General features: G+C 39.4%; 20 protein-coding genes. All 20 read right to left on the bottom strand.

Annotated elements, in window-relative coordinates:
• Window positions 1-49: 49 nt before the first annotated feature.
• The 20 genes from D6853_RS13245 to D6853_RS13150 all read right to left on the bottom strand — a co-directional run bounded on the left by D6853_RS13245 (window position 50) and on the right by D6853_RS13150 (window position 25,035).
• Complete coding sequence (locus D6853_RS13245) at window positions 50-880, bottom strand: hypothetical protein (protein ID WP_120658491.1); 831 nt, start codon at window positions 878-880, stop codon at window positions 50-52.
• A gap of 11 nt (window positions 881-891) precedes the next feature.
• Window positions 892-2,085: a DUF6077 domain-containing protein gene (locus D6853_RS13240; protein ID WP_120658490.1), complete on the bottom strand. Its 1,194-nt coding sequence runs from the start codon at window positions 2,083-2,085 to the stop codon at window positions 892-894.
• Window positions 2,086-2,127: 42 nt separating this feature from the next.
• On the bottom strand, window positions 2,128-2,748 hold the full coding sequence (gene udk, locus D6853_RS13235; protein ID WP_199713038.1) for a uridine kinase: 621 nt from the start codon (window positions 2,746-2,748) through the stop codon (window positions 2,128-2,130).
• The gene (locus tag D6853_RS13230) at window positions 2,738-4,231 is read right to left on the bottom strand and encodes a hypothetical protein (protein ID WP_120658488.1); all 1,494 of its coding nucleotides are present in this window, start codon (window positions 4,229-4,231) and stop codon (window positions 2,738-2,740) included. Before D6853_RS13230 ends, udk begins: the two co-directional genes overlap by 11 nt.
• A 7-nt stretch (window positions 4,232-4,238) precedes the next feature.
• Window positions 4,239-5,699 (bottom strand): MBOAT family O-acyltransferase, encoded by a 1,461-nt coding sequence (locus D6853_RS13225; protein WP_120658487.1) that lies wholly within the window; start codon window positions 5,697-5,699, stop codon window positions 4,239-4,241.
• An 18-nt stretch (window positions 5,700-5,717) separates the two neighbouring features.
• Entirely contained in the window at window positions 5,718-6,662 is a 945-nt protein-coding gene (locus tag D6853_RS13220) for a glycosyltransferase family 2 protein (protein WP_120658486.1), read from the bottom strand.
• Between the two features lie 47 nt (window positions 6,663-6,709).
• Window positions 6,710-8,290 carry an NAD(P)/FAD-dependent oxidoreductase gene (locus D6853_RS13215; RefSeq protein ID WP_120658485.1) on the bottom strand — a complete coding sequence of 527 codons (1,581 nt, stop codon included), beginning with the start codon at window positions 8,288-8,290 and terminating at the stop codon, window positions 6,710-6,712.
• A 241-nt stretch (window positions 8,291-8,531) separates the two neighbouring features.
• A complete protein-coding gene (locus D6853_RS13210; RefSeq protein ID WP_158588756.1) occupies window positions 8,532-9,755 on the bottom strand; it encodes an SGNH/GDSL hydrolase family protein in 1,224 nt (407 codons plus the stop codon).
• A gap of 483 nt (window positions 9,756-10,238) precedes the next feature.
• Window positions 10,239-10,742, bottom strand: a complete 504-nt coding sequence (locus D6853_RS13205) for a PglD-related sugar-binding protein (RefSeq protein WP_120658483.1) — start codon at window positions 10,740-10,742, stop codon at window positions 10,239-10,241.
• A gap of 6 nt (window positions 10,743-10,748) precedes the next feature.
• Complete coding sequence (gene wecB / locus D6853_RS13200) at window positions 10,749-11,927, bottom strand: non-hydrolyzing UDP-N-acetylglucosamine 2-epimerase (protein ID WP_120658482.1); 1,179 nt, start codon at window positions 11,925-11,927, stop codon at window positions 10,749-10,751.
• Between the two features lie 14 nt (window positions 11,928-11,941).
• Window positions 11,942-13,219: a polysaccharide biosynthesis C-terminal domain-containing protein gene (locus D6853_RS13195; RefSeq protein WP_120658481.1), complete on the bottom strand. Its 1,278-nt coding sequence runs from the start codon at window positions 13,217-13,219 to the stop codon at window positions 11,942-11,944.
• Between the two features lie 3 nt (window positions 13,220-13,222).
• On the bottom strand, window positions 13,223-14,290 hold the full coding sequence (locus tag D6853_RS13190; RefSeq protein WP_120658480.1) for a polysaccharide biosynthesis protein: 1,068 nt from the start codon (window positions 14,288-14,290) through the stop codon (window positions 13,223-13,225).
• Between the two features lie 99 nt (window positions 14,291-14,389).
• Window positions 14,390-15,934 (bottom strand): BCCT family transporter, encoded by a 1,545-nt coding sequence (locus D6853_RS13185; protein WP_120658479.1) that lies wholly within the window; start codon window positions 15,932-15,934, stop codon window positions 14,390-14,392.
• 34 nt (window positions 15,935-15,968) lie between these two features.
• Window positions 15,969-16,715 (bottom strand): NTP transferase domain-containing protein, encoded by a 747-nt coding sequence (locus tag D6853_RS13180; RefSeq protein ID WP_120658478.1) that lies wholly within the window; start codon window positions 16,713-16,715, stop codon window positions 15,969-15,971.
• A gap of 15 nt (window positions 16,716-16,730) precedes the next feature.
• Window positions 16,731-18,530 (bottom strand): NTP transferase domain-containing protein, encoded by a 1,800-nt coding sequence (locus tag D6853_RS13175; RefSeq protein WP_243108359.1) that lies wholly within the window; start codon window positions 18,528-18,530, stop codon window positions 16,731-16,733.
• 76 nt (window positions 18,531-18,606) lie between these two features.
• On the bottom strand, window positions 18,607-19,971 hold the full coding sequence (locus D6853_RS13170; RefSeq protein WP_120658477.1) for an MBOAT family O-acyltransferase: 1,365 nt from the start codon (window positions 19,969-19,971) through the stop codon (window positions 18,607-18,609).
• Window positions 19,971-21,581: a hypothetical protein gene (locus tag D6853_RS13165; protein WP_147367764.1), complete on the bottom strand. Its 1,611-nt coding sequence runs from the start codon at window positions 21,579-21,581 to the stop codon at window positions 19,971-19,973. The genes D6853_RS13170 and D6853_RS13165 overlap by 1 nt, the downstream gene beginning before the upstream one ends.
• Before the next feature lie 17 nt (window positions 21,582-21,598).
• On the bottom strand, window positions 21,599-22,411 hold the full coding sequence (locus D6853_RS13160) for a LicD family protein (RefSeq protein ID WP_120658475.1): 813 nt from the start codon (window positions 22,409-22,411) through the stop codon (window positions 21,599-21,601).
• Window positions 22,412-22,461: 50 nt separating this feature from the next.
• Window positions 22,462-23,292, bottom strand: coding sequence for an SDR family NAD(P)-dependent oxidoreductase (locus D6853_RS13155; protein ID WP_120658474.1), 831 nt, complete (start codon window positions 23,290-23,292; stop codon window positions 22,462-22,464).
• A 39-nt stretch (window positions 23,293-23,331) separates the two neighbouring features.
• The gene (locus tag D6853_RS13150) at window positions 23,332-25,035 is read right to left on the bottom strand and encodes a thiamine pyrophosphate-binding protein (RefSeq protein ID WP_120658473.1); all 1,704 of its coding nucleotides are present in this window, start codon (window positions 25,033-25,035) and stop codon (window positions 23,332-23,334) included.
• Window positions 25,036-25,061: the final 26 nt, after the last annotated feature.

The following is a 25,061-nucleotide window of genomic DNA, read 5'->3' as shown; positions in this document are numbered from 1 at the left end:
ATTTTACTTCCATATAGTTTTTAAATGATGTTATGCTCTCAGCTGCTGATTACTTATCTTCGTATATTTTATACCCATCCACCGTCGCGACGAGCTTCAGTCCAAGCGTCGTGAGGTCGGTGTCGATCTTGCGACCTTCTTTAAGGACGATGTATTTGCAGCGGACATCCGCATTGCCGTTGCCCTCGGGGTCGCGGGTCGCCGCGACGAGCTCCTTGGCGTTTATCACCTCGGGCTTCTCCATCGCCTCGTAAACCGGGTGGAAATACCCCTCCTGCGTCCAGTCCGTGTAATCCCTGCCGTACGGCATCTTGATGTCAGTCGTGTACTGCCTTACAAAGTAGACAAGTTCTGTCGGGAAAGCTGCCACGACCTGCCCTTCGCCGTTTGCATCCTTTATCGCATCGCAAATATTGATGGCGTACTGCGGGATGTGGTACATGTTCTCAGCTTTGGTCATATACATGTTCGTATAGATAAGCGATCCCGAAAGCGCAATCACAAACACCGTCGCAACCGCAATGATCGTTTTAAACGTATACCTCTTAGCGCGCGATATCAACAAGCACACCGCATACGCGATAACAACATACACCGGCACCAGCCACAAGATCCTGTAATAAGTCTCCCCGACCGGAGGATCGATCTTGCTGACGTAAGCCCACTTCGTCAAGGGAAAAAGAAATCCCGCGATCATCACAAGCGGCGTAAATCCCAAAAGCACTCTCCTAGCCGCATTGCGCTCGCGAACCGCGATGTAGATCGCCGCAGCAAGGAAAATAATTATATATAAATACGCTCTGAAATTGTCCAAAGGTTCGCCGTAGCCGCCAAAATACTGGCGAAGCGTCACCCAACACTCTCTGAAAATTCCGTACATATTATCCTCATTTAATTAAAAATCGTATGCAGCAATCCGCGCTGGAGCAGCAAATAAATGCCGACATAAACAATGTTTGGAATCACCGAAACAGCCGCGCCCAAAACAACCGTCTTTCTCTTAGATACGATCAAAAGAATCAGTGTAAGAAGCGCCGCAAATGCCGCTCCGATACCCGCTCCGAGCGCTGTGCACATGCCCGAGAACATATTTACCAAAGTCAGCATGATCCACCACGGCGCCGCAACTTTCGCAGTCTCTTTAAGGCCGCCCTGCACTTCTCTCACCTTCTCCACATCCTCAAACATAAGTAAAAAGATCCAGAGTATCATCGGAAGTCCCAGGCTGCAGAACAGCGTCTTGCCCTGCCAAGTCCTCATCAGAAGGAACGTCGCCGGCGTGTTGATCGACACATTTCCGAACATCATAAGTAGCGTTATGAATATCATAAACACAGGAACAAGCTCTTTTCTCCCCGTTCCGTCTTTTTTATCTTTAAAAAGAACCTTCGCAATCTGATAGTAAACGAAGTAAACGAGCGGTATCACAAAGAGCGGCATAACACTGTGCGCAACGATCGTCGCATGCACTCCCGAAACCTTGGCCACAAACCCAATCCACATCGTGATCACGGCGAGCGCATGTCTGTACTCATGACTTAGAAGATTCGACCTTCCAAGATACGGATTCACCGTGTTCATCACATCAAGCTGCTGCGCCTGAAGCGACTGCACCACATAATACGCATCGTCTCCGTCAAACGGCGCATAGACAAGGCTCATCACCATCTGCAAAAAAACCAGTGCGATAAATATACCAAAATAGATCTTGGTATCAATTTTCATACTCTTAAGGTCACTTACATAATCAAGCGAAGTCTTGATCTTGCGAGCCTCCTCATCCTCTTTTTCCGTAAAAAGAAATCCGAAATACCTGCACGCACCGAGCACTGCAAGCACTACACAAATCACTCCGTAGATCCACGTGCAGTACTTAAAAGCATCGTACTTTATAAGTATCATGCAGGGAATCGAGATAACTTCGAACACGGCAAAGTAGATCAAGAGCCCCAAAAGATACGTGATCCCAAAGGTTCTGCGTTTTTTATCATTCGGCAATATGAAGTTGAAAAGCTGTCCGATAAAGAAGGGCACCGCCACCATCCAAAAGATGAGGCGTACCACGGACCACGCAATCTGCAACATACTTTACTCTCCCAATCAAACGCACAGTAGCGTCAATCCACTTTATTCTCCCAGCATAAGCTTCAAATGCTGCTGCAAAATTCCGATACCTGTGAGGTTCTCGCCGCCGCGCGGGATAATGATGTCCGCGTATTTTTTGCTCGGCTCGATGAACTGCTCATGCATCGGCTTAACGGTATCTCTGTACTGAGTAAGGATAGACTCGATACTTCTTGCACGCTCCGCCATATCACGGATAATCCTGCGCATAAGTCTTTCGTCTGCGTCGGTATCGACAAAGATCTTGATATCCATAAGGTCGCGCAGCTCTTTGTTTTCAAGCACAAGGATACCTTCAAGAATTATAACATTCTTAGGGATGATATGAACCGTCGCATCAACCCTGTTATGAATCGAAAAATCATAAACGGGGATATCGACTTCCTCATTGTTCTTTAGCTTTTTTACATCCTCGATCATTCTCTCGGTATCAAACGCATCGGGGTGATCATAGTTAAGCCTCGTCCTGTCCTCATAGGAAAGGTCGTTGTGCGCTTTATAATATGAATCATGGTTGATGACAACAATATCGTCGCCAAAACTCTCTTTTATCTTCCTAACGATAGTAGTCTTTCCGGATGCGGTACCCCCCGCGATTCCCACGATACAGATCTTATCTGCCATAATTGCCTCCTTTGGAAGTGTAGTACTCGTGATCTATCACTTCACCGGTGTTCTTATCATAGATCAAAAGCTGAACATCCTCAGCCACATGATCCTCATCGTATAAATAGTTCGTATCCTCGTCGTCCGTTTCGTAGAAAAGCCTGAAATTCTCCTCAACAGGCTGATAATTCATAAAGCCCATCGCCGTCTCGACATTATCTAGCGCCGCATCTCCCGAAGCCTCATAAACCTTGTTAAAGCCGGGATCGCATATCATGATATACGGCCCTATGGGCGTTTCATAGATCACTTTTGAACCCGAGATCTCTTTTATCAGATGCTTCATGACTTCATCGGTAAACACCTGCGAACCCTCGTTGCAATAAAGCACAAATCCGTACTCGCCGATGGACAAAGCCTTTAACTTGGTAAAAAGACTATCCTCTGAAAGTATCTTTTCTCTGAGCTCATCATAATACTTGTTGCTCAGTTTTTCCCAATATGCGTAAGCCTCATCGTCTCTGTGATCCACAAGACCTGCATTGGCCTTGAGCCAGTCGCCGATCGCTCTCGTAGTCTTATCAGCGCCTGCGGCATTTAAGTGACCTCTGTCATTAAGATCCGAATAAATGTCGATCACATCACCATCAAGCATGTTAAGATACGGCACTCCGTAAGCGTCACATATCGCACCCGCCGTGTTTGCCGCAATGATATCTTTTGTCTCGGGATTAAATGGATTGAAAGTAACAAGCACTCCAATCTCCCTATTCTGGCACTCCTCAATGATCTTGGCAAGATACTCCATTCCCACCGTCTGATCGGCAAAAGTCTCACCATCCTCGGGTCTTTGGCAGATATACGGCGCCGTCTCAACATCGTAGCGCATCTCCGCGCCAAAGAGCTCGTTCTTTGACTCGTGACCGACGATCGACTTGAAATCATCCTCCGTGATGTACTCCCACCTGTTGTGATACACGATGAAATCAAAAAGAAATTCCCTCTTTAGGTCTTTATCCTGGACAAGGTCGTTCATCGCCTCGACTTTGAGCTTATTAAGCGGCCAGACATCCATGTTCAGATGCAGCTGCTCAATCGAAGTATTGATCTCGCTCGCGTCGGGATTGTTCTCCCTGTCATCCAGATAACGATAGTTCTTTTCCAGCATGTAGGCATCAACGACCACCCACTCCGGCGTCTCGTACTGCAGCGCCTCCATAAGCTCCCAGTATGTCGCCTGAAGGAGCGATCCGTGACCGCCCATATTGTAGGAAGTGTAGCCGTAATTATTGTAAAGAACCGCCGGATTCACCGCATTTATCGTATGTGACGAGCCAAGAAAAAGAACGTCTATCTGATCTTTTTTGGCAAGCTCAAAAAAATCCGCGTACTTATACAAGCTGTCTTTTCTTCTGAGCGCAATGGTAGCGCCGTACAAGATGGCAAAAACGGTTATTATAAAAAATATGCACTTTAAAGCTATGTTAATCTTTCTCTTCATAATTCCCTTAAAACTGCTTGTAAATAAAATCAGCCACGTTGTAGCCCGGGCCCCAGATTCCCAAAACAACAGTCACCACGATGCCCGTGATCATGATGATCCATCTAAGCCACATACCCTGCTTAAGAATATTTTCCCTGATCACAACTCCTCTGTAGTTATACAGATCTACGATGACAACAAGTACTATCCCGGCAACAGCGAGCAAGAAATTTCCTCTCGAAAGTCCATAACCGTACAAACTTTTATCAACCAGCTTCCACGGTGTGAAGAAAAAAGAGCTCCTAATAATCCTCACCGCATCGCCGAGGCTGTCCGCTCTAAAGAACACCCACGCATAGCTTACAAGGGAAAAAGTGACCGCAGTTTTTACCACTCTGTGAGAAAAACTGTATCTTCCGATATTGAATAATTCTATGATCTTATCTCTTGCCGGAGTTAATGCCTTTCCGATCACCTGATACAATCCGTGCAGTAGTCCCCAGACAACAAACGTAAAGTTCGCGCCGTGCCAAAGACCGCTCACCGCAAAGACTATCATTATGTTTATGTACTTCCTGATAGTTCCTTTCCTGTTTCCGCCAAGCGGAATGTAGAGATAATCTCTGAGCCAGGATGAAAGCGAAATATGCCATCTTCTCCAGAACTCCGCGATTGACATCGCAAGATACGGAGATTCAAAGTTCTTCATAACATCGATTCCAAGAATCCTCGCAACACCTATCGAAATATGCGAATAACCGGCGAAATCGATATATATCTGAAATGTGTAAAAAAGAATCGCAACAAGCGCCGGCGATCCGTTTATGCCAAGCTCCGTCTCCGTGTCAAAAACAGTATTAACAAATATTGCAAGCCTCTCGGCCACAACAAGCTTCAAGAAATATCCCCAGAGCATCTGAAGAAGTCCGTTTCTGAATCTGTCGAAATCAACGGGAACAGGCTCTTTAAACTGCTTTATCATATTGCCCGCTCTTTCTATGGGGCCCGCAACTATCTGAGGGAAGAACGATACAAAAAGAGCCAGCATAGCCGGATTTCTCTCGGCCTTCATGTCGCCTCTGTACACGTCGATAAGATACCCTGCGGACTTAAGTATGTAAAAAGATAGTCCGAGCGGAAGAAACAGATTAAAATGTATGTCCGGAAGGGCTCCGAAAGAAACGAGCCCCAAGATTCTCATAAAGAAATTTAGATATTTAAATACAAAAAGAATTCCGATATTAAAGACAAGTGCGGCTGTCAGGATCTCTTTTGCCCTGTCCCTGTACTTATCAAGCAAAAGACCTGCCGCATAAACGGAAGCCATAGAAATAACCAAAATAATCGCAGCACCTATCCCCGCCGTTGCATAGAAAGCAAGGCTTGTGATAAGAAGCCAGATGTAGCGATATTTCTTTGGCACTATGAAATTAACAAGCACTGCAATCGGCAAAAACACCATGAATGCAAATGAAATAAAGCTCATACTCTCTCCCGAACAATGTTATGCATCGAAGTTGATGCGTTTTTCTTCGACTACAATGGGACGACCGATAACTCTCGTGTTGATGTTGAGAATATACTCGCCCATAAGTCCTATGAAAAAGAGCTGAACAGCCCCGATAAGGAACATTCCGATGATCATCGGCGCGTAACCTGCATGAAAGCTGTACCAGTGAGTAAGCTTAAGTACAAGGTAAACAAAAGCAACGATGATATCGATAAGCGCACAGATAAAGCCCGCGATCGTGCAAAGGCGCAGTCCCACCTTGGTGTAAGATGTGATGCTGAGCATTGCGGCATCGTATAAAGTATAAAAATTGTTGTGAGTCTTGCCGGCTCTTCTCTGAGGCTGCTCGTACTCGACAGTCGTCATGTTAAAGCCCTCGCCGTACTCCGCAACGATACCTCTTATGAAAGGCACCGGATCGTCAAGCTTGCGAAGAAGCTGAATAAAAGTCTTATCGTAAAGTCCGAAGCCCGTAAAGTGCTCGATCATGCGGACTTTAGACATGTTCTTTATCATCTTGTAGTACATCGTACGAAGGAAATAGACGAATCCGTTTTCCTTACTCGATGACTTAACGCCGCTGACAATCTTGTGTCCCTCTTCCCACTTCTTTACAAATACAGGGATCATCTCAACGGGATCCTGGAAGTCCGCGCAAACAGGGATCACGCAGTCTCCGTCAAGTGAGCACATTCCGTGGAACGGCGAATTGAACTGACCGAAATTCGTCACGTTAAAGATTGCCTTGATCTTCTTGTTGCCTTCGCAAATTTTCTCGATCTTGGCCCTTGTGCTGTCAGTTGATGCGTTGTCTATAAATACGATCTCATAGTCGTAGTTTGAAAGGTCATTTACAAGAACCTTTTCAACTGCGGCCGATATTCCCTCGACGTTCTCCTCTTCGTTGAAGCAAGGAATTAAAATGCTGATTTTTTTCATATATACTCCAAAACACGAATGCGGTGCGCAAGCACCGCATAAATAATTCAATCAATCTCGACTTCGTCGTTTTCTTCAGCCTCTGAAGTCTCATGGTATTCTTCTTCGGTATTGACATTCCAGATATTGCTGCGATCTGTCTCTCCGCTTACGATATTCTTTACCGCCTCAAAGGATGTGCACATCGAATGGTCGATGTTGTTGTATCTGTGCTGACCGTTTCTTCCTACGCAGTAGAGATTGTCGATAGTATCGAGATATTCGATGAGCTTATCCATCTCATCATAGGTATCAAAGTAAGCAGGATATGCCTTCTTAACTTTCTCCATGTGATAATCGATAACTTCATCTGCACTATCGATAAGTCCGAGTTTAACCATCTCGTCAATCGCCATCTTGGCAAACTCATCCTCGGTCATAGTCCACATGTTGTCGCCTTCAAAGCAGAAATACTCAAGTCCGACCCATACGGTATGCTCAAGATCTTTTACAAGATAAGGAGACCAGTTGTTGTAGATCTGGAATCTTCCCATCTTAACATTTCTGTCCTGAACATATACCCAGTTATCCGGCACGATATTACCGATAGTCTTGATCTTGGTCTTATTCTCAAGATTGAGCTTGGGAACAAGCACGCCAAGAGTCATGTAATCACGATAAGGAAGTCCTGCCGCGATCCTTGCGGGATCTGCGGGAACATCATTCATTCCTGCAACGAGATCCTTGATGGGCATTGAGCTGATAACGATGTCGCCGTCAATCTCAACCTCTTTACCATCCATTACGTAAGATACGCCCTTGATGTGGTTGCCGTCCTTCTTGATTCCGGTAACCTTGGCGTTCATGATGATGGTTCCGCCAAGCTTCTTGATCTCATCGGCAGTTACGTCCCAAAGCTGACCGGGGCCAAGCTTGGGATACTTGAACTCTTCTATAAGTGAAGTGTTAACCTTACGGTTCTTAACTTTAAAAAGTCTTCCGAGATAGTCCTTGATTATTCCGAAAATAGATAAGCCCTTGGTTCTCTGTTTGCCCCATGAAGCATCTATCTCACTGGGATGTCTGCCCCAGAGATTCTCGGTGTAATACTCAAAGAACATCGAATAAAGCTTCTTACCGAAATTATTGATATAAAGATTCTCAAGATTATCCTCGGGTCTCTTGTGAAAAACAGAGGCCATATATGAGAATCCCACCTGCATCGTAGTCAAAAAGCCGAAGTTCTTAAAAGTCTCGCCCTTAAGTGAAATCGGGTAGTCATAAAACTTAGAATCAAAAAGAATACGAGAGACACGATGTCTCTTGAGCATAACCCTATCCGTCTTCTCGGGATCCGGGCCACCCTCCGTCATCTTCATCGGTCTGTCGAGAACTATGTCATCATAAGTGGGTTTGCCCTGTCCGGGAAGCATCTTGTCCCACCACTCGTTAACTTCGGGAACCTTGGTAAAGAATCTGTGACCGCCCATATCCATGCGGTTACCCTTGTATTCTACGGTTCTTGATATTCCTCCAAACTGGTCGGTCTCCTCGAAGATCACTACCTGATAATCTTTTGACTTGGTCAAAAGCTCGTAAGCAGCTGTAAGTCCTGCAGGACCCGCACCAATTATAAGAGCCTTTTTCATATTGTTTACCCTCAACTTCTATAGTTTAAAATAAGCGGTCGCCCCAAGGGCATAGTACCACTAATAGTAGTAGTATACCTCAACCGCTTATTTTCTTCAAGAATTTAGGGGATTAACACATAATCCCCCTAAATTAAAACAAAGAAAAACCCACAGACGTTTGAGGGTATCTGTGGGTCTTCCTTTTTGTTGGTTATTTTGTTGAAGGATTTACGCATGGATGCGAAATCCGTGCGTAAACTTATTCGTCTGAACCTGCTCCGTGCTGGCGAGCCCATTCGTAGTCGCCGTTCTTGAGTCTCTCATACTGCTCGGGATAATCCTCCGCAAGCTGAGAATCAGGTACTCTGAAATAATCTTCAGGATCAAATTCTGCTATCTTAACATAGTCTTTTTCAAGGTAATCATAAGGCTCATTTCCCTCATAGAAATTAGGGATATGTGCAAGAAGCCTTGCCACTACCTGTCTTCCCTTAAGTGTAAGATGAGTTCCGTCCATAAGATACTCATCAGCAGTATCAAGATAAAGATCGAAAGGCTTGTTATTCATAGCATCAAAATCGATAACATCAAGATCATCGGCAACATTAAGTGCCTTTCTTGCATAATTGGCAAGTGTATCCACCCCGTTACTTACGATGTAAGAGTCACCGAGATACTTACCGTTACCGTCTGTATAAATTCCGTAGAAAGGTGTCATAACGACAATCTTAGCCTGTGGACTGATCTCCTTAAGGGTATTAATACCTCTCTCCAGTCCGCCGTAATATGTATGAAGATCATTGCCGTCATGCTGAGTATTGTCAAGCGGCATCTTCTGGAAGAAGTCGTTGGCACCGTACTCGATGAAATAATAATCAACCTTATCTGAATTAATCTCTTTTATAGCATGTCTGACATCTTCACGGTTGGCAAATACGCCGTCTACATCAATCTTGCCTGCAAGACCGTAACAGATTCCGTTAAATGAAGCTGAATCCCAGTTGTCCAGATCAGTGTCTGAAGTGGACATCTCAACACAAGCCGTAGTTCCGCCGATTCCAAGATTATAAACCTTGGCATGAGGAACTCTCTCTGCTACAAGGTGAGCGATATCTGTTCTCTCACTTAATCCGTTCTCCATCTGGCTGTCACCGATGAAGACCATAACACATCTGTCGTCTTCCTTCTTCTCAGGCTCTGCGGGAGCTTCCTCTGCGGGAGCTTCCTCTGCAGGTGCCTCCTGAGTAACAGTTGAAGTCGAAGCCGATGCTGCGCCCTGCTCCAATGTAGGCTGTATAAGATTCTCCGCAACCACGATTGAACCGTCCTCAGCTGCTGCATCAGACTGCTCGGCAGTTGCTAAAGTATTTTCGTTAACATACTCTTCAGCTGTATCGGAACCCTTAGCCTGAGATGAGCATGCCGTAAGCATAAATGATAATGATAGCATTGCTAAAAATGCTTTTCTGTATATATTTTTCATTCCTTTTTCTCCTCTTATAGCTGTGTACCTTCTCAGCTTTTTGCCGTACACCAAAGTCATTGTAGCATCTTTTTTTTGAGAAAAAAACAGTTTTGTATCAAAATTAAGGATTTCTGCCGCTAATCTTAAGAAAGTCTTAAGGAGTTAACGGAATATCGTTTATCGGCAGTTGTATTCTTATCATCCGAAGTAAACAAAAAAGCTCTAGGGTTCGGTCATTCTCATATGCTGAGAGACGTACAACCTAGAGCATTATTAGCCAACCAATATCTCTTGGTAACCATAATATACGCTCACGCCACTGCTATGTCAATGGATATATATGATTGTCGTCATTATGATTCCATTTTTATTTGACGCACGTCAAATAAATATTGTTGTACCGAATTCTATTTGACGCGCGTCAAATAGAATGATTGGTAATAAGGTTGGTAATAAAAAAACCACGTACCTCTTCACAAGATACGTGGCGCTCATGTGTTTTCAATACTTTCCTCTCTCAATCACCGTCCCCGATTCAACCTTGGTAAAAGAAGGGATAACATTGCCGCCTTTTACTATAGCTCCGGGAGCAAGATGAACCCCCTGTTCCAAAACGGTATCATGATCAACGATTGCTCCGATATTAACAATACATGCATTGCCGACCGTAACGCCTGTATTAACTATAGCCCTCGGAAGAACAGCAACTCCCTTACCGATAGAAACAGTGGGACTAATATATGCAGATTCATGTATAACGGTAGCAACTTTTGCACCTGCTTCTTCAAGTTTATGAAGCCAAGAACAACGAAACTCATTATTACCAAACGCAGGATAAAACTCCGAGTCATCTTCAATATACTCGGAATAATCATCCAGTGCTCCTGATACACCTTCCCCCATGCTATCGTCCAATATGATGATCTTAGAATATTTACCGGATTGCTCAGCTATATCTTTGATTGTATGACCGTAGCCTCCGGCACCTAGGATTACCAGTTTCATATAATCTTACTGCTTTCTCCAAACCATCTTATTTACAATCCCAACATAAGACTGGATTATCTTAACAACCTTAGTGCTGACATTAGTATCAACATAATCGGGAACAGGAATACCGTTATCCGCAGATTGAACCATCTCTACAGCAAGCTCAACAGATTGCTCGAGTCCCTTTTCATCAATACCCGAAATAACAAAACAGCCTTTATCAAGAGCTTCCGGCCTCTCAGTAGATGTTCTGATACATACTGCAGGAATAGGATGTCCTATTGATGTATAGAATGAAGACTCTTCAGGCAAAGTTCCTGAATCAGAAACCACCGCGAATGCATTCATCTGAAGACAATTATAATCATGGAAGCCCAATGGTTCATGCTGAATAACTCTTGGATCGAGTTCAAATTTACCGTCTGCCTTCATCTGTTCAAGACGTTTCTTAGATCTTGGATGGCAAGAATACAGAATAGGCATATCGTACTTAGCCGCAATTGCATTTATAGCATTAAACAAACTAAGGAAATTCTGCTCAGTATCAATATTCTCTTCTCTATGTGCAGAAAGAAGAATATACTTGCCCTTCTCAAGACCAAGTTTTGAATGAATATCGGATGCCTTAATCTTATCAAGGTTCTCAGTCAGTACTTCTGCCATAGGGCTTCCTGTAACATATGTTCTCTCCTTAGGAAGTCCGCAATCAGCAAGATATCTGCGTGCATGCTCGGAATATGCGAGATTAACATCTGAGATTATATCGACAATTCTTCTGTTTGTTTCCTCCGGCAGACACTCATCCTTACATCTGTTCCCCGCTTCCATATGGAAAATAGGAATATGAAGACGCTTTGCTCCAATAACTGAAAGACATGAATTGGTATCACCTAGTACAAGAACCGCATCAGGCTTAGCATCAACAAAGAATTGATATGACTTGGCAATAATATTGCCCATTGTCTCTCCGAGGTCATTACCAACAGCCTCAAGATATACCTCAGGATCAGAAAGTCCAAGATCCTTAAAAAACACTCCGTTTAGGTTATAATCATAGTTCTGACCAGTATGAACCAAAAGAGTATCAAAATACTTACGGCATTTTTTTATAACCGCTGCAAGTCTTATGATTTCCGGTCTTGTTCCTACTATTATCGCAAGCTTAATCTTGCCATTATTCTTCCAATTATATGAACCCATTAATTCCACCTACTTTATACATTACCTTTCTCAGGATTGATCTTCTCATCCCCGTCTCTGTCAACAATCTCATAGAATGTATCCGGATGGTCTGGATCAAATATCTCATTAGCCCACATCACAGTAACAAGATCCTGAGTCTTGGAAAGATTTATAATATTATGCGTATATCCCGGTATCATCTGAATCGCCTTCATCTGCTCGCCGGTAACTTCAAATTCGATAACAGGGTATCCCTTTTCAGTTTCAGGATCTATGCCAATTCTACGAAGCTGTATCAGTCCATGCCCGGAAACAACTATAAAAGTCTCCCACTTACTATTGTGCCAATGCTGGCCTCTTACAATTCCGGGTTTAGCTACATTGATACTAACCTGTCCGTGATCAAGAGTTCTGATCAGCTCTGTAAATGTACCTCTGTTATCTATATTTGATTTAAAGCCATAACTCATTTTCTCTGCAGGTAAATAAGACAGATATGTGCTGTACAATTTCTTGGCAAAAGAATCATTGGGAATAGACGGTACCATGAGAGTCTGAGGTGCCGATTTAAATGATTCAAGAAGCTCAACTATCTCTCCCAAGGTCACATGATGTGACGTCGGAACATAACAATATTTACCATTCTCATTTGCAACAGGTTGAACGCTTCCCGATGAAGTGTCATATTCACATCTGTGCTCTTTTCCCTCCAGAGCATCTAACATCTCTTCAATAAGATCATCTATATATACAAGCTCAAGCTCTGTACTTCTGTCATTAACCGTGTATTCCAAATCGTTGGCAAAAGCATTACAGAAAGTAGCCACCGCTGAGTTGTAATTAGGTTTACACCACTTTCCAAACAGATTGGGGAATCTATACACAAGAACTTTACTTCCCGTCTCCTCTTGATATTTCAGGAACAATTCCTCTCCTGCAAGCTTACTCTTACCATATTCAGAGCCTTCATATCTTCCTATAAGCGATGCCTGAATAGAGCTGGATAACATAACAGGACATGTATTGTTTTTCTTTTTAAGTGTATCAAGGAGCTTGGATGCAAAGCCAAAGTTCCCTTCCATAAACTCTGCCTGATCTTTAGGTCTGTTTACCCCGGCAAGGTTGAAAACAAAATCAGCCCTTTCACAAGCAAGCTCAAGTTCTTCGTCGCTTGTTCCCAAGTCATATCCATATATCTCTGTAATCAATAGGTTAGGCCTTGTATTATTCCTTCCATCTCGTATATTTCTAAGATTCCATACGAGATTACGGCCTACAAACCCATTAGATCCTGTAACCAATATCCTCATATCTTATGCCTCCACAGCATGTGGTCTTCCTTCCAGCTCTTCCTTTACATAATCAGTAGCCATTATCTTATCGACAACGCCGTCAACATCAAGTCTGTTGGTATTATGGCTGGTATATGCCTCATCACCCTGAGTCATTACCTGTCCCTCTACATAGAACTGATCATAATTAAGACTTCTTCCATCGGGAGATATTCTGAAATAATCACCCATATCTGTTGCACGAAGTCTCTCTTCTCTGGTCATAAGAGTCTCAAAAAGTTTCTCACCATGTCTGGTTCCAATGACCTTCACATCAGTCTCTCCAAATACCTTCATAACACCCTTGGCAAGGTCACCGATTGTACTTGCATCAGCCTTCTGGATGAAAAGATCTCCAGGCTCAGCATGCTCAAATGCAAATGCTACAAGATTAACCGCCTCATCAAGATTCATGAGGAACCTTGTCATCTCCGGATCTGTAATTGTAATAGGGCGTCCCGCCTTAATCTGGTCTATGAAAAGAGGAATAACTGATCCTCTACTGCACATAACATTACCGTATCTTGTACAAGAAAGAACCGTTCCTCCTCTCTCAAACGCCTTCTGCGCTCTTGCTGCTACAACCTTCTCGCCAAGAGCCTTAGACATACCCATTGAGTTGATCGGATAAGCTGCCTTATCTGTACTAAGGAACACTACTCTCTCTACGTTATTCTCAACAGCGGCAGTAATAACGTTATCAGTTCCGATAATATTGGTCTTTACCGCTTCCATGGGAAAGAACTCACAAGAAGGAACTTCCTTAAGTGCAGCTGCATGGAAAACATAATTAGCTCCATACATGACATCACGTACAGATTCAATATTTCTCACATCTCCAATATAAAACTGAACCTTAGAAAACTGCTCAGGATACCTTGCCTGCAGTATATGTCTCATCATGTCCTGCTTCTTCTCATCACGAGAAATAATCCTGATCTCTGCAATATCTGAAGTAAGAAAATGCTTGAGAACAGTTGATCCAAATGATCCTGTTCCTCCGGTAATAACCAATGTTTTATTTTTAAATGATTCTGTTATGTTTTTCATCAATTATAATCCTCTTCTCCATAACAAATATGATTATTTAATCTGTAATGATAATACTACAATATAGAGTATACCATTACAATAATTTCAAATGCTTAATCATTTTTCCTTGTTCTCTTTGATATACTTCTTAGAATCCTTAAGAAAACTCCATATCATCAATATCATTATAATCCCTATTGGGAATGCACTTATTATGCTCACTGATTGGATATTATTCATCGAACTCTCGCTAAACACCAGCGCAATCGGAAGGACTATCAGCAAAATACACCATAGCAATGTGATCATAGTGCTAGGCTTTTCATCTTCTTCAAGCTTTTTATAGCTATAGCAAGCAGCTGTATACGCTATAGAATCAAAGCTCGTTGCATAAAAGAAAATCATACAGAGAAGTATCCACACAAGTATAAGTCCACTTCCCGGCATGCTATGTATAATATTCATGATCAGTTCATATAAATCTCCACTTGCTTCATATTGAGCAATGAAGTCCTGTGTTCCGGCCGTTTGGAGTCCCAAGCTGTAATTACCAAGAACAATAAAAGAGCTTATTGTACTTCCAACTCCAAATATATATCCACCAAGTATAGTTTGCTTAATTGTCCTTCCTCTACTAATGTTACCTATGAAGAATGGTGCTGCTATACACCATACCATCCAATATGCCCAATAATAGATGGTCCAATCCTGGGGAAAGCTGTTGGTTCTGGCCGGATCAGTGTATGTACTGAGACTGATAAACTCCTGGACCATCTTTCCCAGACTCTGTACACCGTTTTCTATAATAAATCTTCCCTCACCACCAAATAAAAGAACTACTATTTGTAATCCAAAAAACATATAAATACAGAGTTTAGCAAGGAAGCTTATTCCTTTGAATCCATGCAAAACTGCATATGTATATACTGCGCATGTAAGAAGAAGAATGATAATAGTTACAGCAGTACGCGAAAGAGTTATTCCAAACAAAGTAACTATTATTTCAGCCATAAGAGGTGTTGCAACCGAGAATGTTGTCGCTGTTCCGGCAAGTAACGCAAAGAGTGCAAACAGATCAATAATACGGCCAAGTAAACCGTGCGCATGTTTTTCTCCGATTACAGGCAAACATGCCTCAGAGTATCTCTGTCTATCACGTTTTCTGCAGTGAAGCATAAATCCGAATGCTACAGCAAGTACAAGATAAAAAGACCACGGAATAAAACTCCAATGAAACAACGGGAATACTCCTGCCCATTCTGTAACATCCCCGCCCATCTCAGCTATGTGCGGATTAGTTGCATACATTACCCACTCAGCAAATGAATAAAAAAGAATATCTGCTGCAAGTCCGCAGGTAAACATCATCGATCCCCATGTAAAAAAGCTATACTTAGGCTTTTCATCCTGTTTTCCAAGAACTATTTTCCCATATTCGCTAAAAGACAAATATAAAGATATGATCAATACTCCCAGACCAATGATCAAATAATAACTTCCAAGTGTATCACCAAAGAAAAAACGCACCTGAGCAATTACAGCATTTGCCTGCTCAGGGAATATGAACAAATACACCGCTAGCACCATGATAAGAATAAATGGAACAAGCGTAATAAGCCAGTCTATCCTGTTCTTCTCTGCTACATTTGTTGTGTTTCCCATTTCTTTTCCTCTCTAATATACACGTACGTGTATTTTATTTTTTATTATCAATAAACGATAGATATTTGGAATCAAGCTTTGCCAGTTCATCCAAACTATCAATCTCTATAATATCTGAAGCCTTCATTTCATAGATGCCAAGCTCATAATTATCAAAATGGCAAAACATCGCAACATCATCCCAGTATATATCTCTGTTTCCGGATTCAAATTCAAACTCCAAATCTCTTTTTAATCTGTCTCCATCACGCTTAGACCATCGAGATATTGAATATAGTTGCCATCCATGTGAACCGCCGTTTCTTGAACACGATCTAACTACCCCGCTATCAACATCCATAAGCCATTCATCTGTTTCTCCTTCACACCATACAGCATTATACCCTGAACGGATAAATGATGGATCTAAAATTGCAGGATTATATATTATCTGATCTCCGTCAAGAATGATACAATCTTCCAGATGATCACGCGCAACATATAACGAGCTTATATTATTACAAGTTTCATAGTAAGGATTCTCTATAATCTCTACTTTGCTCTGTCCTCGTGCCCACTCATAAAACTGTTCCTTAAGATAACCAACTACAACATAAATCTCATTAATGCCGTTTTTCCTAAGGCCATCAACAACCGTATCTATCATTCTGATTCCATTAACTTTAACCAGAGGTTTGGGCACTTCTAATGTCAGCGGCTGCATTCTTTTACCAATTCCGGCAGCCATAATAATGGCTCGTTTCACTTTATTTACTTCTTCCAGGGATAATTCTTTTGCCATTTTATTAAAACCCGCTCAATTCATCAGTTCTTTAGCATATTTAAAATATTCCTTGGCATATCTATACTGAGCCAAACTGTATTCTCCAAACTCCACGCCAAGATTTCTCTTATACTCACACCAGTTAGACCATAAAAGCCCGCACATAGAAATATAACAATAAATCTTTGCCCTGGTATCAATATCACATCCATTTCCAAAATAAATGTCTATAAGTCTGTCAACCCTTTCTTTATCATACATGGCGTAAATACAGAACATAGCTATATCTACATGTGGATCTTGCATCCCGGAATACTCCCAATCCGTTAGTTGGAGCATTTCTTCTCCGTTTTCATTCTTATAAAACAAAAAATTATCAGGAACAGCATCTATATGAGTCAGGCAAAACTCCTTCTTATAACTGTCTATAGCAGTCTTTAACCCCATAACGTTTTCCTTGGTCTTCATGTAATCATGATATACTGATGGTTCTCCGCCCCATAACGACTCATAAAATTCAATCTGATCAAAAATATCAAATGAATGATCAACCTTTAATTTCATATCATGAAAAGCTCTCAGCTTTTTCATGCACTTGTGAAGGTCATCCTCATTTTCAGGATCACATGCTCTTATGCCTTCCAAATATTTAGTAATCTTATAACCGTTTTCAGAATTGATATAAACAGGATCATCACATATCCCAAGCCCGCTTATAGTCTTAAATACCATAGCCTCATGCTCTCTGTTGATAAGCTTGTCTGTTCCCTCTCCGGGAATTCGCATAATATATTTACCGACATTCTCACCATCATCAATTCGGAAAAGAAAAGATCTATTAGTCATTCCTTTCTTTAATACTTTAATATCAACTATATTATCACCATTGCAGCATAGTTCTTTGCTTATTGTCTTAAGCGCATCTGATTTTAACTGATTAGAATCAGAATCAAGATCTCGAAGCTGTTCATAAGTATTAATCTCAACTACATCTGAAGAATGAACAACCCTAGCTCTTACGATCATCTTATCATTCTTATACAATGATTCTTCCCAAAACTTATCATCATATAAAGGATTCTTGCAATAGCTTAATATTTTCTCTTTAACTACAGTCGCCTCATCTTCTGTAAGATAACATATCCCTATCATTGCATTACCGCCCGAATGCTTAGGAATCTTAATGAGTTCCATCTTACGATTTATTCTTACGCTTGAGGTTTCATCAACAATATCACTTACCATATACCACGAATAAAGCTCATGACTCCTAAACGGATTGCGATCACACCATATATCACAAGGAATAATATATGTATTGCCGATTTCATCTATTGCAGTTCTTAAGCTATGAATATTGTTTGTACTCGCATAGTCAGCTGCATAAGTAAGCTTTACCCCATACTCATCAATCAAATACTCAAAGTTGTCTTTCATAAATCCAACTATAACAGTTATATCCCTTATTCCCACATCATGAAGCTGACTTATAAGCCTATCTATAAGCCTCTCTCCATTAACCTCTATCAATGCTTTGGGTGTAGTTAGATTGATTGGAACCATTCTCATGCCAAATCCTGCAGCCAGAATGATAGCATTTTTAGGTTTCCTAGAATCAATAAGATCGCGAGATAACTTGGTTAGCCTGCCCTTTCCATCCAAGAAGCCTTGAGAAATCAGTTTATTCAACGACTTATTAACGACTCCCAAGCTATGGCCTGACGCTTTAGCTAGAATACGCTGATTAATATAAGGTTCAGTATAGAGATGATATAGGATATCATATTCATGTTTTTTGATATCTCTTAAATCAGCTCTTTCAGTATTTTTCATTCAAATATTACTCCACTTTTATCAAAATATAAAACTCATATTTCTTGAACGCAATAATAAAAATAGCAATGAAACTTCAGAATTGTGAATATAAAAATGGACTAAATCCACCTCCCCACATATATCCGATGGCTATCAGAAATATCATAACAATCATCAAATCACAAATCCATCTATTATCTACTAGCCTTTTCTCCAACCATACTGAAAAACCAAAAGAAAAAACGATGCCTAAAATTATACAGAAAACCAATTGTTTATCAACAATTGATAATAAATCAGCATACCATCTAGAATTAATGCTAAACATATTCTTTATATATCTTAAAGCTGCATTTATGTTATTAGCTCTAAAAAAGACCCAGCCTATGATAATAACAGATAGTGCATATATATGCTGAATTAAACGCGGAAGCTTTACTAATATATTCTTCAACCCAGCCCTTTCTGCAATTAAAAATAATGCATAAAATAACCCCCACACTACAAAATTCCAATTAGCCCCATGCCAAAGCCCAGTTAATCCGAAAACAACTAAAACATTAAAGTAGGTTCGTAATTTGGAGCAATAACTCCCTCCAAGAGGATAATATACATAATCTCTAAACCAAGTCGATAATGAAATATGCCACCTTCTCCAAAAATCTTGAATAGACGTAGCAATATATGGTAGATTGAAATTTTCTTTTGTTTCAAAACCAAACATCATTCCCAAACCTATAGCCATATCAGAGTAACCACTAAAATCAAAATATATTTCAATAGTATACGCAATGGCACCCAACCAAGCTATCGGAGCAGAATATCCATTACTATCAAAGATGATAGAGACTATATTTATCAATTGGTCTGAAATAAGAACTTTTTTCGAAAATCCCTTCATGAAACGAATTGCCCCATTATAAATCCCCTCAAAAGATACTCTTCTATCACTAATCTGTGGTTCAATATCTCCATATCTTGTAATCGGTCCAGCTATCAGTTGCGGAAAAAATGATACATATAATCCAAATTTCAAAATATTCTTTTCCGCTTCTATTCTATTTTCATATACGTCAATAACATATGATAAACATTTAAAACTGTAAAAAGATATTCCTAACGGAAGAATTATATGCTTTGGCCCTATACTAAACGGTGTGTTGCTAACAACAAAGCTAAAGTATTTAAATGCGAACAGTAACGATATATTAGCTAATATAGTAAAAAGAAAAACAATTCTCTTAAATTTTCTATTCAATCTACCAATCGCTTTGGCAAGAGCATAATTAGCACTTATTGACAATAGCAGAAAAACTATATTGATTGGTTCTCCCCAAGAATAAAAAAACAATGAAACCAACATAAGAAAAATATTATGAAATTTATTATTTATCAAAAAATAACCCGCCAAACATAGTGGCAAAAAAACAAACATAAAAAAGGCTGAATTAAATATCATTACTCGTTCTCTCCTATATACTTCATTTTTAATGAAAGAACTCTACTATCTGTACTGTTCCCCAATTCACTCGGAACAAAGCATTTACTACTAACAATCTCAATACAATATGTATCTTTTTTTGATTCAATTTTTTCCGGTTTTATGTTAACACAGTAATCTCCAAAATCCGTGTATGTTTCATCTGTACACATTTGCCCATTCACAAATATTTTTACTGTTACACTTCCTTCTACTACCAATTGATCCGGAACTACAAATTCTATTTTTAATCCTTCTTCAGCTATACGCTCATTATACAAAGTTAAGCTACTGTCATTAGTAGTCCAACGATATGTATCTTCATAACCATAATATCCTCTTGCCCTTGTTCTGCTTAATTCTTGGCTGGGAACAAAATTATCAGCTAGTTCTTGCTTCCTTGGTACATATGAATCCAAATAATTATCAAGATACTCAACAAAACCATCAGAATAATTCGAAATAACCGCTTCATTAAGTTCAATAATAACCCAATCCGAACCGTCTAGCAGTTTTTGAAAATCCACATCATCCCATTCGGATATCGTTTGATGATCACCTGTATTATTATCATAAAGATGCTTATTGTAGTTAATATAATACAAAGAAGAATCTATGGATTCGTCAAAATAATCCGTTATCAAACCTTGAGCAAATGATCCGCCTTGAAGCAAAGCACGTAACGGCTTATATTCTTCTACATCAATATTTGAAACATATTCATAATATGTTTCTTTGGGGGCTGTAAATATATTTAATAAATCTTGAACATCACTGTCTCTCCAATACGGAATATAGCTAGAATTTAACCCACCCAACTCAATATTTCTATATTGTTCACCTGAACAATCAGATAGCGCCTCAATTATTTTTTTATCAGTAACTTGTTCAAATGGCCTACTCCAATGTATTCCCGTCGAATAAAAACTTATATCAACCGATGAATCTTTGAACAACTGATTTGAATCAAGATAATTCAAATCAGTTTCAGTAAGTAAATATTTCAAATACTCATATCCGGATAATGAAGAATCAGAACCACTCATCTTATAATATCTATCAGGAATCTTATCAGAAAAATAGCGTGCTTTAGACGGTGTTATATAAAAAAATAATTTTTTCCCAACTTTTTTTAATTTGTGATCAATCTCTACCAAATCACCGACATATTTCTGCAATTTATTCTTATTGCCCTCGTAAATATAATTGTTATCTTCGTTAAGACAGAGGTATGCATCAATATATGGTTGTTGGAAAATATAATGATCTTTTCCAATTACTTGCTTTCCATTCCCAATATCAAATAAAGAATATCTTATCTGATTATAGTTTTTTATTCCTAATCCTCGCGTAACAAAATTATTACTAACCCAATCCGAATATTGTTTTTGATACTCCCCCTTCATCCACTCTTTAAGCGATGCTTTTGGCTTTTCATAAATATCAGTATACCCATTCAGAGAATAATCAAAACTATACCCCGTCCATTCACCTAATACTTGGAGCAATAACGGGGTAGCAATAATTACAAAGAATATAATAGATACTATTTTTTTACGATTTACATTTATAATATTCTGAAATCTCATAACTAATCTCTCTATTTTCATTTCCACCACACATCAAATCCGTGATGAGAAACTTGCATTTCCTTAGGTGGTAACTTCATATAATCACCATAAAGTTGTTTAAGAATATCATCATAATGAACCGGGACTTTAAACTTATAATTTTCAAACACAGCTTCAGTTATTTCCTCCATCCATTCAGAAGGCATTATCTCACCCATACCATAATCCGGTTCCGAAACTGTTCCCTTATATTTTGGATTATCGATATAATTGTATTTTTGTGATATAACCATTATTTTTTCAATTATTTTACGTTTAGAAACAGGAAACAGAATAACATGTCCGATAGATATCACTATGTTCTTTAATATCCCTCTATCTTTTGAAACAATAAGATTCTTTAGAGTTAGTAGCCTCCTCCAAAAAAGGATTTTTCTTTGATGCCGTTGCGCAAGCTTTAAATCGTTCGGCCATGTATCTACAGGAAAAACATCAACATATACACCTATAGTCTTATCGGTAGAAACATATTCCTTTAATATTGTACGCGTATCAACTATTTTTGCAGAAGTGACGTAATAATCAGGATCTGTCTCTGGAGATAATAGCATAGTGTCGCCATGATTATTCCTATTATAGCCATTTACTAATTTATCATAATCTTTCCTTGGCATACATATATCTATATCATCATCCCAAGGGATAAAACCTTTATGCCGAATCGCACCAATAAGCGATCCATATGCCAGAAAATAAACCAAACTCTCTTTTTCGCAATAAGCGCTTATATCATTTAAAATTTTTATTTGAATAGATTTAATTTCTTTCTCAGATAATTTGATTCCCATACTTGCTTACTCCGATAGCATAATAACCACTTCTAAAAGGGATGATTACTTCATCTATGCAAGGAAATAATGCCACTACCACCAGTCATATATACGGTGTCACCAACTATATAATTTCCCATTGAACTACATAAAAAAACAGCCATACTTGCAATTTCATCAGGATGTGCAAATCTATGTACAGGGCTTGATTCTTTATACATAGAATCTCCCTCTGACTTTCCTAACATAGGAGTTGCAACTGGCCCAGGGCCAATAGCGTTGACGATAATTCCCTTATCTATAAGAGAATCTGCTAAGCCAATAGTAAATCCTCTTACCGCCCATTTACTCATCTCGTATGGTGTCCATGCCGGTCTAAGCGCAGATGATGAAGTTATATTTAAAATATGTCCTTTCACACCTAATTCAATCATCTTTTCTGCCACCGCCTGGCAAAGAAAAAACACACCTTTGGTATTTATATCCATTATCGAATTATATTCATCTTCAGTAATATCAAAAAAAGTATTCTTATTTATGATACCAGCACAATTAACAAGAATATCAATTGTCCCATATTTACTGCATGCCTCATTAATTTTATCCTTTAATGAAGATACATCTGTAATATCAATTACCATACTCCTCACATTTTCATTCGCACCTAATTCCGTACAAAGCTGCGATAATTTTGACTGGTTAGTTCCTGCAATAATGACCTTGCATCCGCTTTCTAAAAACGCTTTCACTATTGCTTTCCCTATTCCACCAGTTCCTCCTGATATCAATGCCACCTTATCAGATAGTAACTGAGTTGAATATACCGGAGTAACAACTGGGTATATTCTTTTTTCTTTAAAAATGCTAACTACTCCTCTTAGTATTTTTGATAATTTCATTCCTTCCCCCTATCTTTGATATTAGCAGAAATATTAACACTAGTGTTTCTTGATAATAGCATTAACAGAATTTTTTATTGAATGTTTTACAGCAGAACGAAGATCTCTTTTACTATTCAGTTCAATAATACTCTCATGAGCAGCAACTTCATCAACATCTTTTATCATTGCTTCAATGATAATTGGTTTGTTAGATACAGAGGTAAAAGTAGGAACCACTTTTTCAAATTCTTTTTCAGACGTTATACAATAATAATCAAATCCACATGATTCCGCCCATCCTTTAGCATTAGTATAATGTCCAGCTGCAGCAACGTATCTGTCAGTTTCTTTCATATTTACTCCACTACCAAGTTTGAACTCCACACCTCCGTTGTTGTTCACTATTAAAATTCTTACATTATTTCTTATTCCCCTTATGCCAATAGAATTCATATCATAATAGAATGCTAAGTCTCCTATTATCATAAAGCACAACTCATCAGTGGCAAAACTCTGACCTATCAAAGTTGATAATCCACCATCAATTCCAAAAGCTCCAACATTTGAAAAGCATGAAACACTTGGCTTCAACTTGAAGAAATTCCATATTCTCAAACTATGTAATATCGAAAATTGAACTACAGCGTTATCTGGTATATTTTCATGCAACAAACTAGCGATTGCCACGCTAGAAAAAGGAATATTATCCGGATATTGACTTCCGTCAATAAGGCTCTTCCACGTAAAATAATAAGGATGATTTTCAACTTTATTTTCAGAAAATGCATTAAAAAACGCCATTTCATCCATTTGGAAAACACATGTTAATTTATCATATGTATCTACAACATTTCCATCGGTTGAAACGCTCCAGTGTTCAACATTATTTAGCGTTTGACTCGATAGAATATTATATAAAGGATAGTCTCCTGTCTGCCCCCCTATCGTAATCAGTATATCTGGACATAAATTATTCTTAAAATATTCTACCGACATACCAGCTAGCAAAAGATTACCATTGACAGAGTATTTTCCAGAATAATTGGATAGATGATTAACATAAATACAACTGTTTGTTTTTTCACAAAAATGTTCTAGAGCAGACTTCTCTAAATCATTAAACGGAATGTGTTCACCAACTACCACAAGAATTTTCTTCCCTTTAATTTGAGGTTGCGCATAATCTACATTACTGTATCTAGTAATTGTTCTTTTTTCTTTTACTTCTCCATCTATACTCCAATCAAGTTTTGGAACACACAGTTGTACCGGCCCCTTCCCCATATGATCTAATTCCAAAATAGCTTGATTAATTACACGAACAATATGTAAATAATCATTAGCATCAGTCAAGTACGGGACTTTGTATGATTGCTTCACACAATCTACAGGTAATGAATCCTGAATTGGTGCCTGCATATATCCTTGTAGTTCAAACCTTGGATGTTTACACATGGTGATAGCAAAAATTGGTACTTTCTTATAATACGCCTCTGTTAAGCCTGGAATATAATTCCTCGTTGCCTGTGCACTAGTACATGACATAGCTATAGTTTCATTAGTTTGGAGATATAATCCTATAGCAAAATAAACTGCACTCCTCTCATCGACAACAGAATAACACTTAAAAAAAGAATCATTTTGAACTCTAGATACGAATCCATAATTGGTTCCACCGGGGCTAATTACAACATGTCGAATATTATGAGCCTTAAGTAAATCAATAACTATCTCAATCAATCCATCATTTCCTATTTTCATAATAACCATCTCTACTCTTTCTTAAT

It is taken from the genome of Butyrivibrio sp. X503 (assembly GCF_003625475.1).
In the GTDB taxonomy this organism is placed as follows: domain Bacteria; phylum Bacillota; class Clostridia; order Lachnospirales; family Lachnospiraceae; genus Butyrivibrio.
The sequence above is the reverse complement of the archived record's forward strand: the minus strand, read 5'-3'. Positions and strand labels throughout refer to the sequence as shown.

Excerpts from the sequence above, each read along its gene's own strand:
- D6853_RS13215 (WP_120658485.1), bottom strand. The coding sequence starts at position 8,290 with ATGAAAAAGGCTCTTATAATTGGTGCGGGTCCTGCAGGACTTACAGCT.
- D6853_RS13230 (WP_120658488.1), bottom strand. The coding sequence starts at position 4,231 with ATGAAGAGAAAGATTAACATAGCTTTAAAGTGCATATTTTTTATAATA.
- udk (WP_199713038.1), bottom strand. The coding sequence starts at position 2,748 with ATGGCAGATAAGATCTGTATCGTGGGAATCGCGGGGGGTACCGCATCC.
- D6853_RS13170 (WP_120658477.1), bottom strand. The coding sequence starts at position 19,971 with ATGATATTTAATTCAGCCTTTTTTATGTTTGTTTTTTTGCCACTATGT.
- D6853_RS13185 (WP_120658479.1), bottom strand. The coding sequence starts at position 15,934 with ATGGGAAACACAACAAATGTAGCAGAGAAGAACAGGATAGACTGGCTT.
- wecB (WP_120658482.1), bottom strand. The coding sequence starts at position 11,927 with ATGGGTTCATATAATTGGAAGAATAATGGCAAGATTAAGCTTGCGATA.
- D6853_RS13190 (WP_120658480.1), bottom strand. The coding sequence starts at position 14,290 with ATGAAAAACATAACAGAATCATTTAAAAATAAAACATTGGTTATTACC.
- D6853_RS13240 (WP_120658490.1), bottom strand. The coding sequence starts at position 2,085 with ATGTTGCAGATTGCGTGGTCCGTGGTACGCCTCATCTTTTGGATGGTG.
- D6853_RS13245 (WP_120658491.1), bottom strand. The coding sequence starts at position 880 with ATGTACGGAATTTTCAGAGAGTGTTGGGTGACGCTTCGCCAGTATTTT.
- D6853_RS13220 (WP_120658486.1), bottom strand. The coding sequence starts at position 6,662 with ATGAAAAAAATCAGCATTTTAATTCCTTGCTTCAACGAAGAGGAGAAC.
- D6853_RS13225 (WP_120658487.1), bottom strand. The coding sequence starts at position 5,699 with ATGAGCTTTATTTCATTTGCATTCATGGTGTTTTTGCCGATTGCAGTG.
- D6853_RS13175 (WP_243108359.1), bottom strand. The coding sequence starts at position 18,530 with ATGAAAAATACTGAAAGAGCTGATTTAAGAGATATCAAAAAACATGAA.
- D6853_RS13165 (WP_147367764.1), bottom strand. The coding sequence starts at position 21,581 with ATGAGATTTCAGAATATTATAAATGTAAATCGTAAAAAAATAGTATCT.
- D6853_RS13150 (WP_120658473.1), bottom strand. The coding sequence starts at position 25,035 with ATGAAAATAGGAAATGATGGATTGATTGAGATAGTTATTGATTTACTT.
- D6853_RS13195 (WP_120658481.1), bottom strand. The coding sequence starts at position 13,219 with ATGAGGATATTGGTTACAGGATCTAATGGGTTTGTAGGCCGTAATCTC.
- D6853_RS13205 (WP_120658483.1), bottom strand. The coding sequence starts at position 10,742 with ATGAAACTGGTAATCCTAGGTGCCGGAGGCTACGGTCATACAATCAAA.
- D6853_RS13180 (WP_120658478.1), bottom strand. The coding sequence starts at position 16,715 with ATGGCAAAAGAATTATCCCTGGAAGAAGTAAATAAAGTGAAACGAGCC.
- D6853_RS13160 (WP_120658475.1), bottom strand. The coding sequence starts at position 22,411 with ATGGGAATCAAATTATCTGAGAAAGAAATTAAATCTATTCAAATAAAA.
- D6853_RS13155 (WP_120658474.1), bottom strand. The coding sequence starts at position 23,292 with ATGAAATTATCAAAAATACTAAGAGGAGTAGTTAGCATTTTTAAAGAA.
- D6853_RS13210 (WP_158588756.1), bottom strand. The coding sequence starts at position 9,755 with ATGAAAAATATATACAGAAAAGCATTTTTAGCAATGCTATCATTATCA.